Genomic DNA, 14,729 nt, shown 5'->3' on the forward strand with positions numbered 1-14,729 from the left:
CTATAGTCGACTGGTTCGTGCTAGGTGATGCCGAATCTCCTCCAATAAAATTGTCTCAACAGCAAGAACCACCGGGACAAAGGGGAAAACGATGAACACTACCGCCCGCCACAATTACTCCACTGCCGCCGTTGCGCGAGGAGCGAATCGTGCTGCACGACGGCTCAACGGAACATCGGCTCGCCGTATCAGGCAGCAGGCTGCTAAGGCTTCGTTCTACCTCTAGGCGCTTGACGCGCAAACTCGTAGGGCTTCTTGATAACTCAATAGTGGACAGTGCCCAACCTCGGACGAGAGGATGCGCTCATGACCGCATTTGTGTTCGGACTCATTGGCCTGGTGGCTGGTTCGCTACTTCAAACGACCACCGGTCTCTTTACCGACTGGCGCGCTGCGAAGCGCGAACACAAGGTCTGGCTACGCGACAAGCGAGAGGCGGCATTCGTCGAGTACATGACCCAGGCTCACAACGCAACGCTGGCTGCGTTCCGCAACAAGGGCTCTGAGGAAGCCTTAGAAGGCTTCGCTCCTGCGCTCATCGCAGCACAAATCTATGCGCCGACAGAGGCGGCGAAAGACTATATCGAGGAGGTTCGGGCACGAATTGCCGCAATGTATCGACAGCCAGCCGGAGCGCGAACTCGAGACGCAGTAACCTCCGCGATGCGGAAGTATGACCACGAGGTGCGTAACGAACTCGATATTGAGCGAAAAGGCCAACTCCTTCCAGGGTCCTACGATTCGTAACGTTTTCATAACGGCTCGTTGGGGTCGAATCCATGGTATACTTGTTGAGTAAGTCAGACCTTCCAAACAAAGGACTACACCTAAGGTTTACTCTCCGAAGTAATGAAGAAGAACCCCGGTAAGAGATTGTGGAAGGTCTCCCTTGCCGGGGTCTTCTTTTGCCCTAACGAGGGTTGTCGGATGTTTACCTACCTCCCCTTGGCCGCCGCAGCGCGATTCCACTCTCCAAGGACACTCTGTAGGGCGTGCTGAGGCAACACGGTTGGTAGCCACCTCAGAGCAAGGTGCTGCCCAAAGGCCACCTTCTCCAGTACCGCTAGGGCGCCGCCCTAGCAACCCGGCAACCTCCCTGCGGTCGGTTGCTCTAGTTGCTCCTTCTTGCAAGGAGGAGTTCGATGCCGAGCGGTAGCGAGGCCGGTTGTAAGGCGGAGCCTTACCAAGACTCGGAGTAGTCGTCAGACTCCCGGGAAATGGCCCTCTGATAGGCGCACAGCCCGCGCCGGTAGTCGGAGCTGACTCGATTACCGGAAGGCTCTTAGAGCCGCTCTGAGTCATTCGCGACATAACGCATGTACGTATATTATGTAAGTGCGGGCCGGTAGTCCGTAGAGAGAAGTGGTCAAATTGACGATGTTGCTAAATGAGCGAATGGAACTGAGGCTGACGAAGTCCGACAAGGTCACCTTGCGACGTGTAGCGCAGGCCAGGGGAATGTCAGCGAGCGAGTACCTGCGCTTTGTGATTAACCACAGCGACGACCTGCAGAAGAACTCCTAAAGTCGATACAGAGTGGACGATTGAAGATGTCATATAGAGATATGCAGTGAGAATGTGTTCTCGTTTTGCATAGTGCGGGTCGTAAATTGACGCTGAAAAGTTGTCGTTAAGAACGAATTGCCCGTACAATTGAATATGGAAGCACTCCTTCACGTGGTGCCGGTAACCCTGGCTTGGTTAGAGCCCCGAACGTCCCTTCGCCGGTTACCGGCACCGCACAATCTCAAGGGAGTGACAGAAGGAGTCATTATGGCATTTGGTACAGAAGTAAAGAAGGTAAAGAGTTTCAGGTCCGCAGCACCTGGCGTAGAGAAGTCCGCAGGCCTGGCGGGCGAGGTGCAGAAGAAGTCTGCGCCGGTAGCAGCCGCCGAGGTACGCATTACGGCAAAGCTGATTGCCGATAAGTACGAGTTGACCGTAGAGGCAGACGGTCAGAGCAGCACCGTGGCGAACGTTCAGCCAGCCATCTTGCCCGAGACCCTGTACCGCCTTATCGCGGCGGTATCTAAGGCAGCGCGTAGCGGAGAGTTGAGTAAGGCTCAGACAGACACGCACGCATTCGGCATCAACGGACCGCGCGCCGGTACTCCTCGCCTTGCGTAGAGCAGAGCAGCGCGCTCGTAAGAATGAGCCGCACTACGTCTGGTGCACAGAGTGCGAGACCGTAGTTGAGCGGGTGCTACCCGAGGAAAAGTCCCCGCACTTTTTGAGGTCCATCGTAAGTAATCATCCGCACGCCATGACCGTGCTCAACCGCACCAGCGTGCGCGAGGTGGCAGGCGACCAGTCAGCCGCCGTCGCCTTCGAGCGCCTGCACGGGCACGAGGCTGCCGCGATAGCCTCCGGGTTCCTCACCTAACTGCGGAAGGCGCGCCTCATGAGTTACGTCGTTCAGGACATTCAGAAGGTCTATGCGAGGGCGGCGAAGAGGCCGGAGACGGAACACGCAGAGATGCAGGACGTTCTGGAAGACTTCTTGAACACGATGGCGGCAGAGGGCAAGGTCCCGACATTCATCGTTCCTGCGCACGGCACATCCACCGGTGACGCAAGCGGACCCTTCATCGTGTTCAGTGAGGCACAGCCGTCAGCCGTCTAACTGAGGTACACCCGTACTAGACAGACTCGGCATCGCTGCACTACCGTCCAACTAGAGTTGTTTTAAGGTTTGTTGGACGGTTACGTCGGAGGTTCTAGACATGGTTGGACAGGTTGTTGGCTACGGGCGGGTGTCGAGCACGTCGCAGAACGAGGCTAGGCAGGTTGAGGCCCTGGCGGGTTCCGACCGGCTGTTCATCGATAAGGTCAGCGGCAAGAACACCGACCGGCCCGAGTTGACCGCCGCGCTTGGCTACGTGCGCCAGGGGGACACCCTGCGAGTGCCGAGCATGGACCGCTTGGCACGCAACACCGTCGACCTGCTGACGCTGGTCAAGGGTCTGACGGAGCGCGGTGTGACAGTCGAGTTCATCAAGGAGCACTTGACCTTCTCGGGCGAGGAGTCCGACCACATCGGCCAACTGATGCTGACCATCCTCGGGGGCATCGCCGAGTTTGAGCGGTCGCTGATTCGCGAGCGACAGGCGGAGGGCATCGCGCTCGCAAAGGAGCGCGGCGTGTACAAGGGCAGGAAACCAGCGCTGACCGCTGAACAGGTCGCGGAGGCCCGTGAGCGCATCGCTCAGAAGGTGCCGAAGGCACAGGTGGCTAGAGACCTAGGAGTGAGTCGACAGACGCTCTACACGGCTCTTGGGGAAATCGTCAGCGCCTGACCCGGCCCCGGTGGGGGGCAAAACCATGAGGCCCTGAGACTCGCTCTCAGGGTCTCGGGTGTCGGGGCGCACTATCCAAAATCGGATGCGGCTCGCTCAGACCCGGTTCATGCGTGTCCGGCGTTTTTTCACATTTCAGTCGGGTGCAGCAAGCCGCCCATGCGCGATGCCTATGTCGCGGGTCGCGCGACCCGAAACTCACTTACGTCCCTGAGGCGCTTCCTGTTGTTTCCCGCTGTGACTAGGTCGCCGGTCGCCACCACCGGCAGGCCCTCACGGTGGGCTCGAAGCGCCTCTGCATAGTCGTCTTCGGCAAGGTGCATGATGCAGGTCTTGGCTTTGCCGGAGTCGTCGAGCACGGTCTGCAACGTGACGTCTCCCGGACCCAGTCCGCCTTCCCGGAAGAGGCGGACCACAGTGCCTTGAATGGTGACTCCCCTCTGGTCCTGGCTGCTACGCAGGTACTCGGCTGCCTCGGAGAGTCGGTCGCGTTGGGCAGGCGTGGCTCGCAGACGCGTTGACGGTGTCGAGCGCGGGGCTAGGGCGCTTTGTGCGATGCGCAGTTGGTAGTCCGTGGACTCGTCGCCTCCCAGGCGAGCCAGTCCTTCGAGTTCCAGGTTGTTCCCGAGGCGCAGCGTCGGGTCGCTGAACTCCGAGATGTCGGCCTCACCGTCTTCCACGAGCTGAGCCATGGTGAGAGCGTTCGATGCCACCAGACTCAGCCGCTCGCTCACCCGACGACCAATGGGCAACGCGGGAGCGGCCATCAATGACTGTTGCCACGCCGGAATGTTCGCCTGCTCGACCTTGACCGTCAGCGGGAGTTCTACGTCAAGGATGAAACTGCCTGGTCGTGTCGAGACTCGGGCCTCTGCTGCGTAGGTCTCGGCGACAGCGGGACGGCGGGAGGGTAGGACCAGTGCGTCGTTCGACAATGCGGTAGTCGACCCGACAAGGAGTCGGCGCATCGCGGTCAAGGACTCCTGCGCAAGAGCCAAAGGCGCGGACCCAGACTCGGCGTTTGGCATGAGCCGGAGGGAAAGGGTGTCAGCGCCGCCAGCAGCCGCGCCGTTCCACAACTCTCGAATCGTGAGGCCCTCGACGTAGGCGACCACTCGCGCCGCCTCTTGCAGTTGAGTGTCTAGGTCGGAGACGCCGGCGCTGGTAGGGAGCGCTACCTGCAGTTCGGTGTGGTCGCCATGGCTCGGCTGCCAGAGTCGCGTTCGCCCTAGGTCCGTGGCCGTCCATCCGGCAGCAGCGAGATAGGAGGTCAAGCCATAGAGCGCGTCTGGGCCGAGAGGGGGTCGGCGTTCGGTCATGACCCGTCACCCCACTCATTGACCTCTGGTACCTGGCTGGACCTCGGAACGCCGTAGGTAGAGAGCATGGCTTGGAATCCGTCTGGGTCCAAGACCTGGTCTTTCGGCAGGTAGACGACCTGAGTAGACGTGCTGTCTGTCGCGTCTAGGCCCTCTAGTGATACCCAACTCGTCTGACCAACCAGGAGCGTTCCGTCCTGTTCGAGCCTCAGGGTCTCACCGTCCTCCGACAGTCCGATGACAGCCAGGATTCGACGTGTCTGGTGGTCGGTTTGACGCAGAACTTCGTGTGTCGCCGCATCCAGGTCGTAGGCCCAATGTGTGTCGTGGTCCCTCAGGTCGATGGTGGTCTTGACCTGCACAAGCACGCTCGGGTTTCGGACGCCGCCGATGATGCCGCTGTGAGTCAGCCGAATGTCCGCCTTGATGCGGTCCACCGTGGCGTGCGTGCCGTGGTCGATGCCGCATCCCGCAGCGGCTGTGTGGACCCACGCCTCCCCGAAGTCCCCTTGGAGAAGGTTTCGCTCCCCCTGGGGGATGTGGGCCAGCGACATGGGCCGGATTCTGCCCCACAGGGACGCGTCGGTTGGCTATTTCCGGTAGAGGAGGTCGGGGAACGGGTTGTTCAGCAGGTCTTCCGGTCTCGAGCGCACGGGCAGCAATCGCTCGCGCGGTAACCACATCTGCACTAGTGGCCGCTCAGGGTCGTCTACGGCGACGTAGGTGACCAGGGCCGACCACCGGTAGGAGTGCCGTCGCCAGCCAACGACGTAGCCCTGGTACGGCACCAACCAACGCTGCTCGCGAAGCACCCACACGTGGCGAGTCGTGCGCGGGATGAGCCACGGTTCGTGCTTGCGTCCGTTGGCCCCCACGACTGCCAGACTAGAACATATGTTCGAAGGTGTCCTGAGGCTCAGCGGGCTGTCAAGCACCAAGCCGCACGCGGTTCGCGAACAGCACGGTGCTAGCGCGACCGGGGTCAGGGGTGCTGAGGTTGGTGCAGCGACGACACGTCGGACCTCCCACTACGGAGGCCCGTTCGTGCGTCACCGTGGTCCTGCAAGAGCACACAAAGACGAAGCGGCCCCGCTGGAACGGGACCGCCTCAACGTCACAAACCCCGCTAGAGGAAGGACGCCTTCATGGTGCCCGAGAACCGTTCAGAAGAAAAGCAGCCAAAACGGCGACGCCCTGACCTGCGCTCGTGGGTGGCCCTCGCCACCGCTGTCGCTGGGCTTGCTCGCATCGTGCTGGAGTTCTTGACGTGAGATAGAGACCGGCTGACCTCCGAGAGTCAGCCGGTCTTTCTCAGCGCGCCAGGCGAAGCAGGTCTAGGACGAACCGTCCCAGGGCTGCGATGGTGGTTACGACGGCAAGGAACGTGCGAAGTTGCACAGCCTTGTCGGAAGGGTTCCCCGGAGGGGACTTGTCGGGCACCATGTGGGTGTTACCTCTCTATAACCGGCGAGTGTGACAGTGAGGCGGTTCCGTTGGCGCGGGGCCGCCTTTGTCATGTCTGGCGACCGGCCTCACTGCTAAGTACACATGTGTAGTCCGACGGTGGGAAGTGGTCGTCCACAGGACGCCCTCCCCTCTGGGAACGGCCAGGAACGGTGTGGACACCACGCTGTCTACCAAGTGGGCACCCAGCGTCTAGCGGCCAGTTGTGCAGTTGCTTGACAAGTGGTTCACGGTCTCTGGAAGTCAGGACCGGCTCAGGACGGTGCAATGCGGTGCAGGGCGGGCAACTCCGGTTGACAAGCAGTTGTACAACTCAGGTGCTGAGGTCCTAGACGGTGGACACCAGGTGTCTACCAATCTGGACACCAACTTCTGCGCGAAGACGTTCCCGAAACTGTCTCAGTCCGTGGACAGCATTTGCCCAAGAGTGCCGACGGAAGAGGCTCGAAAGGCAGGCCCTTGACCCCGCAAATGCCTCCGAACGTCTCTCAGGCCTCAGAGGCTTGCTCCGACTGCAACGTCTTGCGCAGACGCGCCAGGTAAGTCAACTGCTCATCAAGGCTCATGCCCGTTGCGGCGAGCGCCTCGCCAAGAGTCTCGAACGACTCTGAGGTGCCGACCATCCACGTCAGCCGCTCTTGGTCGAACTTGCGGCCAACCCGACCCCGCGCAAGCCGCACGCCGTCGACCTGACCTAGCAGGGCCTCGCGAGGGTTCTCCTCCCACTCCTGCGCAGAACTGGTGAGGGACTTGACGACGCGCACCTCTGGCGGCGGCACGTTCTTGCGCAGGGTCTTCAAGGACTGCACGCGTTCAGCAAGGGCCATGATGTCGGCGTCGTCGTCATCCATGCGCGCCTTGGCCTCGGCAATCTGGTTGTCTATCTCGGTCACGTCGTAGTCGGTCGGCTGAGTGGTCAGACGGTAGGCGTACCGGTTACCGAACTCAGCAAGGAAGCGCTCTTCAACGATGGCTTCTAGGTGCGTGACCGACTGGCCGCAGCCCTCCTTGCCAGAGCACTGGAAGGTGCGGACCTTCTTGCCGTGGACCGTCTTGGCGTTGCGGTGCATCTTGCGGTTGCACTCGCCGCACCACACCAGCCCTGACAGATAGGACTCCGTGCGTGCCGCATACGGTTCCGGTGCCTGTAGGCGGGACTCCAACTGCCGGAACTCCTCAACGCTGAGGACAGCCAAGTCCTCGCGGACGATGGGCATGCCGTCCATGTCGCGCAGCACGTCGGTACCGCGCGCCTTGCTGGCGTTTCCGGGGTTGTGCAGCGTCATGCCTGCAAGCACCGGGTTGGTGAGCATGCGTTTGGTGACGGTGATGGTCCAGTGAGCGGCACTGTTCTTCCTGCCGGTCCTCGGTGCGACCTCATCCAGATAGGCGGCAACGCTGTTGACGGAGTCGCCGCGCAACACGCGGCCAGCCGCCTCGACTACGTAACCGATGGTGTCGGGGTCCTTGGTCAGCACCTTGCCCGCGCCGTCTGGGTTGTCGGCGTTGTAGTAGCCGAACGGGGCAGCGCCGCCAGGCACGCGGCCAGCCGCAATCAGCGCCCGTCGTGCGCCCTGCACGCGCACCCGGATTGAGTCGGCCTCCATCTCTGCGAAGACAGCCAGCATCGTGGCGAACGCTCGACCCTGGCCGGTGCTCATGTCGATGGGGTCTTCTACCGCAGCGACCGCCGCACCGCGCTCGCGTAGAGCCTCATCGGCATGCAGGAAGTCGAGCACCTTGCGTGCCAAGCGGTCGACCTTCCAGACCAAGACAAGGTCATAGGTGCCGCGCGGGTGGTTGAGGACCTGCTGCCAGCCCTTGCGGTGCTCTGGTGCGTTTGCCGATGCGCTCACGCCGTCGTCTACATACTCTGCAACCACGGTCCAGCCGCGTGCCTCGCACGTCTTCCGGCCCGCCTCCAACTGCCGCTCGATGCTCACTGACTCGTCGGTCGTGATGCTCAGCCGGGCGTAGAGGATGACGCGCTTGTCGCTCATAGCGGAAGGTTACTGTTTTGCGCCGGTTGTGTGCTGCCGGTCACCGTCCTGTTCGCCTTCTGGCCCGGTGTCGTGGGCCTGTCTCTGACCACTCCCTGACCCGAAAGGACAGGACTGATGGAACATCTCACCCTCGCGTTGGCGAGGATCTACCTGATGATGGTGGCACCGCGCCCGCGCGACGAGCGTGGGGACGTGCCCGGCTGGGTGATGATCACCGTCATGACGGCCGGCCTCGTCGTCGGCATCACCGCGATCGCTGGCCCTGCCCTGCAGGACATGGTGTCCTCGGCGCTCAACAAGGTGAAGTAGTGCGCGCGCGGGATGCGCGCGGGTCGGCGATCGTCGACTTCGTGCTCGTCCTGGTCGTGCTGGTGCCGGTGTTCCTGGGCATCCTCCAGGTCGCCTTGGTGCTGCTGGTGCGCAACACGCTCGCGTCGGCGGCGTCCGAGGGCGCGCGGTACGCCGCCACGCTCGACCGTGGTCCCGACGACGGGGCGGCACGCACGCGGGACCAGATCGACGGCGCGATCTCGGGACGCTTCGCCCGCGACGTGTCGGCTCGTACGGCGACCGTGGACGGTGCCGAGGGCGTCGAGGTCACCGTCCGGGCGGTGGTGCCGGCGCTCGGCATCGGTGGTCCCGGGATCGCTCTCGAGGTGACCGGCCACGCCGTGGAGGAGCAGCCGCCATGAGGAAGCGTGATCGGGGCGAGGACGGCAGCGCCCTGGTCGAGCTGAGCTGGCTGGGCATCCTGCTGCTGGTCCCGATGCTCTGGATCGTGGTGTCGGTCTTCGAGGTGCAGCGCGGCGCCTTCGCCGTCTCCGGTGCCGCCCGCGCGGCCGGCCGTGCCTACGCGCTGGCGCCGTCCGACGCCGTTGGCCGGGCGCGTGCTGAGGCCGCCGCCCAGCAGGCGTTGGCCGACCAGGGCATCGGCAGCGCGCCGCTCGACGTACGCATCTCCTGCACGCCGTACCCCCGGGACTGCCACCGCGGCACCTCGGTGATCACGGTCGTCGTCACCTCCCGAGTCGACCTGCCGCTGATGCCGGAGATCCTCGGCGGCGATGCACCGAGCTTCGCGCTCGACGCCACGCACTCGGTGCCCATGGGGCAGTTCCAAGAGATCGAGGCCGACGATGCGGCCCCGTGACGAACGCGGCCAGACGACGGTGCTGATCGTCGGCTTCGCCCTCGTCCTGGCGATGGCCATCGCGATGGTCGTCGACGTGTCCGCGGCGTACCTCCAGCGACAGGGCCTCGACACGGTCGCCGACGGCGCCGCCCTCCGCGCCGCCGACCTCGGCGCCACCGGCGAGGAGGTGTACGGCGGGGGCGTGCCCCGGGGCCGGCTCGTCCTGAGCGCCGACCGGATCCGGAGCTCGGTGCGCGAGCACCTCGCCGCGTCCGGCGCCTATGCGAAGTACCCCGGCCTGACGTTCGACATCGACATCGACCCCCCGTCCTCGACGGTCACCGTGCACGTCACCGCCCCGCTCGACCTGCCGCTGACCGTCCCTGGATCGCCCGAGGTCGCGACGATCGGTGCCACCGGCTCCGCGGTGGTCGAGGCCGAGCGGTGAGCGCGATCCGTGGGACGTCATACGAATCGAGGCGTGGGGGCCACGATTCGTATGACGTCCCGCGATCCGGCGGCGACGTTCTCGGCCAGTTCCTAGTGCCCAGGCACCAGGACGCACGGCGGGCTGGTCCGGCTGCACCAGGGCGAAGACGGTTGCTGGTGACGATGCCCCGGCAGACGTCGGAGGCGAGTGTTGGAGGTGCGTGAGTCTCGCGCATTCCTTCTACTTGCGGCGTGTCTGGAGTGATCAGCAGTGGCGACAATTCTCTACCGGATCGGACGGTGGGCCTTCCGGCGGCGCCGGCTCGTGGCTGGTGTGTGGCTGGCGGCCGTGGTGGCGGCCGTGCTGGCGGGGGCCATGGCTCCCGCCGGGGAAGATGAGGACATCTCGATGCCCGGGACCGAGTCGCAGCAGGCGTTCGACCTGCTGGACGAGCGGTTCCCCCAGAGCAACTCTCAGGGTGCTGAGGCCCGCTTGGTCTTCCAGGCCCCGGACGGGCAGCAGGTCACGGCCACAGACAACAGGAAGATCGTCGAGGGTGCGATCGGCTCGCTGGACGGGGGTGCCCAGGTGGCTGAGGCCACCGATCCCTTCGAGGAAGGAGCCGTCAGCGAGGACGGCACCATCGCCTACTCGACGATCACCTACACCGACGCCGCCGTCGACCTGACCGGTGCGACGAAGAAGGCACTGGAGGACGCCGCGGACCAGGCCCGGGCTGCGGGGCTGACGGTGGCCATCGGTGGCTCGGCCCTGGATGCGGAGGTGGCGTTGGGCGGCACCACGGAGATGGTCGGGGTGGCGATCGCGGCTGTCGTGCTCGTGCTCATCCTCGGCTCGATGGTCGCGGCCGGGCTGTCCCTGCTGAGCGCCTTCACCGGCGTGGCCATCGCGTTCGGCCTGGTCTCCGCGCTCTCCGTCTCACTGGGCCTGACCTCCACCGTCGCCGTCCTCGCGCTGATGCTGGGGCTGGCGGTCGGGATCGACTACGCGCTCTTCATCACGTCCCGCTACCGCGAGGAGCGCGCTCGGGGATGCGAGCCCGAGGAGGCTGCCGGCCGGGCCGTGGGCACCGCCGGATCCGCTGTGGTCTTCGCCGGCGCGACCGTGATCATCGCCCTGGTCGGGCTGGGGGTCGTCGGCATTCCCGAGCTCACCAAGATGGGCTTCGGAGGTGCGGGCGCCGTGGCCTTGGCCGTGCTCGTCGCTCTGACTCTGGTCCCCGCAATGTTCGGCCTCTTCGGCGAGCGGGTGCTGTCCCGCAAGGTCCGCGTCCGCAAGGGAGGCACGAGCCCGCGCCCGGGATCTGCTGCGGACGGGCGGCCCAACCTCGGCGCGCGCTGGGCGCGGTTCGTGCTCCGCAGGCCGGTGGCCGTGCTGATGGTCGCCGGGATCGGTCTCGGCGCCGTCGCCGTACCGGCGTTGAGCCTCGAGCTCGGCCTGCCCGGAGACGAGTCCAAGCCGACGGCGACCACCCAGCGCCAGGCCTACGACCTGCTGTCGGACGGCTTCGGTCCCGGCTTCAACGGCCCGCTGACCGTCGTCGTGGACACGTCGAGGACCGCCGACCCCGAGGCCACCACGGATCGGGTCGTCGCGACCCTGCAGGGAGTGGACGGGGTCGAGTCAGTGGGCGCACCGGTCCTCAACGAGGCCGGGGACACGGCCGTCGTCACCGCCACCCCGCAGACCGCGCCGACCAGCGTCGAGACCAAGGACCTGGTGCAGGAGATCCGGAGCGCTGCCTCCGACATCGAGGCCGACACCGGCGCCGACATCGCGGTGACCGGCAACACCGCCTTGAACATCGACATCTCCGACGCCATGGCCGACGCGCTCCTCCCGTATCTGTCCGTGGTCATCGGGCTGGCGATCCTCCTGCTGATGGTGGTCTTCCGCTCGATCCTGGTCCCGCTCAAGGCCGCGCTCGGCTTCCTGCTGTCCGTGGGTGCCGCGTTCGGTGTCCTCGTCGCCGTGTTCCAGTGGGGCTGGGGGGCGGACCTGATCGGCATCGAGCAGACCGGGCCGGTCATGTCGCTGATGCCGATCCTCGTCATCGGCATCGTGTTCGGCCTCGCCATGGACTACGAGGTCTTCCTCTTCACGCGAGTGCGGGAGGCCCACGTCCACGGCGCGCCCGCCGACGAGGCCATCGTCGAGGGATTCCGCCACAGCGGACGTGTGGTGGCTGCGGCGGCGATCATCATGACCAGTGTGTTCGCTGGATTCATCGGGATCCACAGCCCCACCATCCAGACGATGGGCGTCGGCCTGGCTTCGGCCGTCCTCTTCGACGCGTTCGTGGTCCGGATGGCGATCGCTCCCGCGATCATGGCTCTGCTCGGCGGCCGGGCGTGGTGGATGCCCCGTATCCTCAACCGCGTGCTGCCGAACGTGGACATCGAGGGTGCGGCACTGAGTCGGCAGGCCCCCGCTCCCGCGCGGGAGCCGGTCACAGCGGCACGAGGTGACGACCGGCCATGACGAACCGGGGTGTCTCCCTCCCGCGACCCCGCCGGGCGTGGTGGCGGGAGGGGGCCGTCACGGCGACGGCGTTCGCGCTCTGCCTGGTCGGCGGCGTGATTCAGCTCGACGACACCCTGTCGGCGCCGCGGGCCGCCGCCTACCTCATCGCTGTGGTGTCCTGTGCCGTGCTGCCGTTGCGGCATCGCGCGCCCCTGGCCACCATGGCGGTCACGACCGCGTGCGGCATGCTGGTCGCCCCGCTGGACCTGCTGCTGACCCCGCTCATCGTGGCTCCCGCCGTGATCACCGCCTACTCGCTCGCCGTGCGCACCGAACGCCGACTGACCACCGCGGTGCTGCTCACCTCCGCGGCGCTGCTGGTCGCTTCCACCGCCTTGTTCGGAGACCTCTCGTGGCAGGACGCGAGCAGGCTGGGGATCGTCGCGGCGTTCCCGTTGGTGGCCGGGGTGCTGGGCCACTCGGCGCAGAACCGACGTGCCTACCTGGCGGCCGTCGAGGAGCGGGCTCGACGGGCCGAAGAGAGCCGCGACAGCGAGGCGCGCCGCAGAGTCGCCGAGGAACGGGTGCACATCGCCCGGGAACTGCACGATCTCGTGGCCCATCAGATCACCCTGGCCAGCGCCCAGGCCACGGTCGCAGACCATCTGTTCGACGCACGGCCGGAGCAGGCCCGCCAGAGCCTGAAGCAGCTCGTGGAGACCACTGGCAACGCCCTCGACGACCTGCGGGCCACCGTGGGTCTGCTGCGTCAGTCCGGGGACGCCGACGCGCCCGCCGAGCCAGCGCCTGGGCTGGCCCTGCTCCCCACGCTCCTGGAGTCCTTCCGGCGCGCGGGTCTGGAGGTTGCGGTGCATGAGGAGGGCGCGGCCAGATCGCTGCCGCCGGGAGCCGATCTCACGGCCTACCGCATCATCCAGGAGGCGTTGACCAACGTGACCAAGCATGCCGGCACGGGTAGCGCCCGGGTGCAGCTCGCTTGGGGCCGCGATCGCCTGACCATCACCGTCGTCGACGACGGTGATGGTGTGAGCGCTTCCGCGGCCCCTGAGCGCCCGCCCGGGTACGGCTTGATCGGCATGCGTGAGCGTGCCGCCGCGCTCGGGGGGCACCTCTCGGCGGGGCGGCGTCCGGAGGGCGGCTTCCGCGTCTCCACCGAGCTGCCCGTCCCGCTCGCGGAAGGCGATGCTCCGTGACGCTCCGCGTGCTGCTCGCCGACGACCAGGCACTGTTGCGCCAAGCCTTCCGGACGCTCCTCGACAGCGCCGACGACATCACCGTGGTCGGCGAGGCCGCCGACGGAAGGGAAGCGGTGAGTCTCACCCGGGAGCTGCACCCGGACGTGGTGGTCATGGACATCCGGATGCCCGAGGTGGACGGGCTCACCGCCACCGCGGAGATCTGCGCGGACCCGGAGCTTCGTGCCAGCCGCATCCTGATCCTCACGACGTACGAGACCGACGAGTACGTCGCGCGGGCGCTGCGTGCGGGTGCCGGCGGCTTCATCAGCAAGGGCATCGGGGCCGAGGAGCTGCTCGACGCGGTGCGCACGATCGCTGATGGCGAGACGCTGCTGTCTCCCGCCGCGACCCGCTCCCTGGTCGCCCGCTTCCTGGCAGCACCGAAGGACGTCACGCCGCACCATCCCGAACGGCTCACCGTGCTCACGCCACGCGAACGCGAGATGGTGGCCTTGGTCGGCACCGGCCTCTCGAACCAGGAGATCGCCGAGCGGATGTTCGTCAGCCCCTTCACCGTCCGCGCCCACGTGCAGCGCGCCATGTCGAAGCTGCAGGCCCGCGATCGCGCACAGCTCGTGGTCATCGCCTACCAGACGGGCCTGGTCCAAGCCGACGGCGGCACCGGTCTGCCGCCCTAGTGTCAGCCGACGATGGCGACGTTCTCGACCTCGGCCTCGCGGGCACGCTCGCGGTGGTCGGCGACGGCGGTGCGGACGGTCTCGAGCGCCTCGGTGAGGGTGGTGATGCCGTCCCGGAGCCGGCGCTCGTAGTCGCGCTGCGCCTGGCGGGAGGGAGTCTCCTCGGTCCACGCGGCGGTCTGGGCGTTGACCGAGTCCAGGACGCCGGTCAGGTGGTCCTGGATCTGGGTGGTCGCGTCGGAGAGGGCGGTCTCGATCTGGGTGAGCGAGCCCTCGCGGAAGACCAGGCCGCGGGTCACTGTCCGCCTCCGAGCTGGGTGCCGCCGCCGAGCCGCTCGGTGAGGCGCTGGTAGCCGGTGACCTGCTGGCCCTCGTTGGTGACGTGCTCGTTGGCGACCGTCATCAGGGCCGAGGCGTAGGACTCCATGATCGGGCCGAGGGTCTTGGCGACCTCGAACCACGCGGTCAGCGCCTCGCCGAGGCCGGTGGCGGCCTGGCCCTGGAAGCCGTCGGCGGCCGTCGCGATCGAATCGCTCAGCTCGGTCAGCAGGTCGGAGAGTGGCTGCACGCCCTCGGACACCGTGGTCGCGGCGTCGCGGAGCTCGCCGTACTCGAGGCTGATGCTCATGGCTCCAGGCTGCCCGGGACGTCCCCGCCGAAACCAGCATGGAAAGAGAGGGGTTGGGGTCGCTCACCCGCGGGCA

At 65.9% G+C, this 14,729-nt stretch carries 17 protein-coding genes; 11 read left to right on the plus strand and 6 right to left on the minus strand.

Features of this window, described 5'->3' with window-relative positions:
• Positions 1 to 306: 306 nt before the first annotated feature.
• The 4 genes from ABEA33_RS06505 (at position 307) to ABEA33_RS06520 (ending at position 3,296) form a co-directional block, all read left to right on the plus strand.
• The gene (locus tag ABEA33_RS06505) at positions 307 to 747 is read left to right on the plus strand and encodes a hypothetical protein (protein ID WP_345525898.1); all 441 of its coding nucleotides are present in this window, start codon (positions 307 to 309) and stop codon (positions 745 to 747) included.
• 1,026 nt (positions 748 to 1,773) lie between these two features.
• The gene (locus tag ABEA33_RS06510) at positions 1,774 to 2,127 is read left to right on the plus strand and encodes a hypothetical protein (protein WP_345525899.1); all 354 of its coding nucleotides are present in this window, start codon (positions 1,774 to 1,776) and stop codon (positions 2,125 to 2,127) included.
• 274 nt (positions 2,128 to 2,401) lie between these two features.
• Complete coding sequence (locus tag ABEA33_RS06515; protein ID WP_345525901.1) at positions 2,402 to 2,623, plus strand: hypothetical protein; 222 nt, start codon at positions 2,402 to 2,404, stop codon at positions 2,621 to 2,623.
• A gap of 100 nt (positions 2,624 to 2,723) precedes the next feature.
• Complete coding sequence (locus ABEA33_RS06520; RefSeq protein ID WP_345525902.1) at positions 2,724 to 3,296, plus strand: recombinase family protein; 573 nt, start codon at positions 2,724 to 2,726, stop codon at positions 3,294 to 3,296.
• A gap of 170 nt (positions 3,297 to 3,466) precedes the next feature.
• Here ABEA33_RS06520 and ABEA33_RS06525 read toward each other — a convergent pair whose 3' ends face one another.
• The 4 genes from ABEA33_RS06525 to ABEA33_RS06540 form a co-directional block, all read right to left on the minus strand.
• On the minus strand, positions 3,467 to 4,411 hold the full coding sequence (locus ABEA33_RS06525) for a hypothetical protein (RefSeq protein ID WP_345525903.1): 945 nt from the start codon (positions 4,409 to 4,411) through the stop codon (positions 3,467 to 3,469).
• A 200-nt stretch (positions 4,412 to 4,611) separates the two neighbouring features.
• Positions 4,612 to 5,169, minus strand: a complete 558-nt coding sequence (locus ABEA33_RS06530) for a DUF4365 domain-containing protein (RefSeq protein ID WP_345525904.1) — start codon at positions 5,167 to 5,169, stop codon at positions 4,612 to 4,614.
• A gap of 36 nt (positions 5,170 to 5,205) precedes the next feature.
• Positions 5,206 to 5,490, minus strand: coding sequence for a hypothetical protein (locus ABEA33_RS06535; RefSeq protein WP_345525905.1), 285 nt, complete (start codon positions 5,488 to 5,490; stop codon positions 5,206 to 5,208).
• A 1,077-nt stretch (positions 5,491 to 6,567) separates the two neighbouring features.
• The gene (locus tag ABEA33_RS06540; protein WP_345525907.1) at positions 6,568 to 8,079 is read right to left on the minus strand and encodes a recombinase family protein; all 1,512 of its coding nucleotides are present in this window, start codon (positions 8,077 to 8,079) and stop codon (positions 6,568 to 6,570) included.
• Positions 8,080 to 8,196: 117 nt separating this feature from the next.
• Between ABEA33_RS06540 and ABEA33_RS06545 the strand changes: the two genes are divergently transcribed.
• From ABEA33_RS06545 to ABEA33_RS06575, 7 genes are all read left to right on the plus strand, one after another.
• The gene (locus ABEA33_RS06545) at positions 8,197 to 8,391 is read left to right on the plus strand and encodes a hypothetical protein (RefSeq protein WP_345525908.1); all 195 of its coding nucleotides are present in this window, start codon (positions 8,197 to 8,199) and stop codon (positions 8,389 to 8,391) included.
• Positions 8,391 to 8,774 carry a TadE/TadG family type IV pilus assembly protein gene (locus ABEA33_RS06550; protein WP_345525909.1) on the plus strand — a complete coding sequence of 128 codons (384 nt, stop codon included), beginning with the start codon at positions 8,391 to 8,393 and terminating at the stop codon, positions 8,772 to 8,774. The genes ABEA33_RS06545 and ABEA33_RS06550 overlap by 1 nt, the downstream gene beginning before the upstream one ends.
• A complete protein-coding gene (locus ABEA33_RS06555; RefSeq protein ID WP_345525910.1) occupies positions 8,771 to 9,232 on the plus strand; it encodes a hypothetical protein in 462 nt (153 codons plus the stop codon). The genes ABEA33_RS06550 and ABEA33_RS06555 overlap by 4 nt, the downstream gene beginning before the upstream one ends.
• On the plus strand, positions 9,219 to 9,662 hold the full coding sequence (locus tag ABEA33_RS06560; protein WP_345525911.1) for a pilus assembly protein TadG-related protein: 444 nt from the start codon (positions 9,219 to 9,221) through the stop codon (positions 9,660 to 9,662). Before ABEA33_RS06555 ends, ABEA33_RS06560 begins: the two co-directional genes overlap by 14 nt.
• 252 nt (positions 9,663 to 9,914) lie before the next feature.
• A complete protein-coding gene (locus ABEA33_RS06565; RefSeq protein ID WP_345525912.1) occupies positions 9,915 to 12,146 on the plus strand; it encodes an MMPL family transporter in 2,232 nt (743 codons plus the stop codon).
• Positions 12,143 to 13,342 (plus strand): ATP-binding protein, encoded by a 1,200-nt coding sequence (locus tag ABEA33_RS06570; protein ID WP_345525913.1) that lies wholly within the window; start codon positions 12,143 to 12,145, stop codon positions 13,340 to 13,342. Before ABEA33_RS06565 ends, ABEA33_RS06570 begins: the two co-directional genes overlap by 4 nt.
• On the plus strand, positions 13,339 to 14,025 hold the full coding sequence (locus ABEA33_RS06575; protein ID WP_345525914.1) for a response regulator transcription factor: 687 nt from the start codon (positions 13,339 to 13,341) through the stop codon (positions 14,023 to 14,025). The genes ABEA33_RS06570 and ABEA33_RS06575 overlap by 4 nt, the downstream gene beginning before the upstream one ends.
• A gap of 2 nt (positions 14,026 to 14,027) precedes the next feature.
• Here ABEA33_RS06575 and ABEA33_RS06580 read toward each other — a convergent pair whose 3' ends face one another.
• Positions 14,028 to 14,324, minus strand: a complete 297-nt coding sequence (locus ABEA33_RS06580; RefSeq protein ID WP_345525915.1) for a hypothetical protein — start codon at positions 14,322 to 14,324, stop codon at positions 14,028 to 14,030.
• The gene (locus ABEA33_RS06585) at positions 14,321 to 14,653 is read right to left on the minus strand and encodes a WXG100 family type VII secretion target (RefSeq protein WP_345525916.1); all 333 of its coding nucleotides are present in this window, start codon (positions 14,651 to 14,653) and stop codon (positions 14,321 to 14,323) included. Before ABEA33_RS06585 ends, ABEA33_RS06580 begins: the two co-directional genes overlap by 4 nt.
• Positions 14,654 to 14,729 lie beyond the last annotated feature (76 nt).

Origin of the sequence: Nocardioides endophyticus (genome assembly GCF_039543845.1) — a bacterium.
GTDB lineage: Bacteria > Actinomycetota > Actinomycetes > Propionibacteriales > Nocardioidaceae > Nocardioides > Nocardioides endophyticus.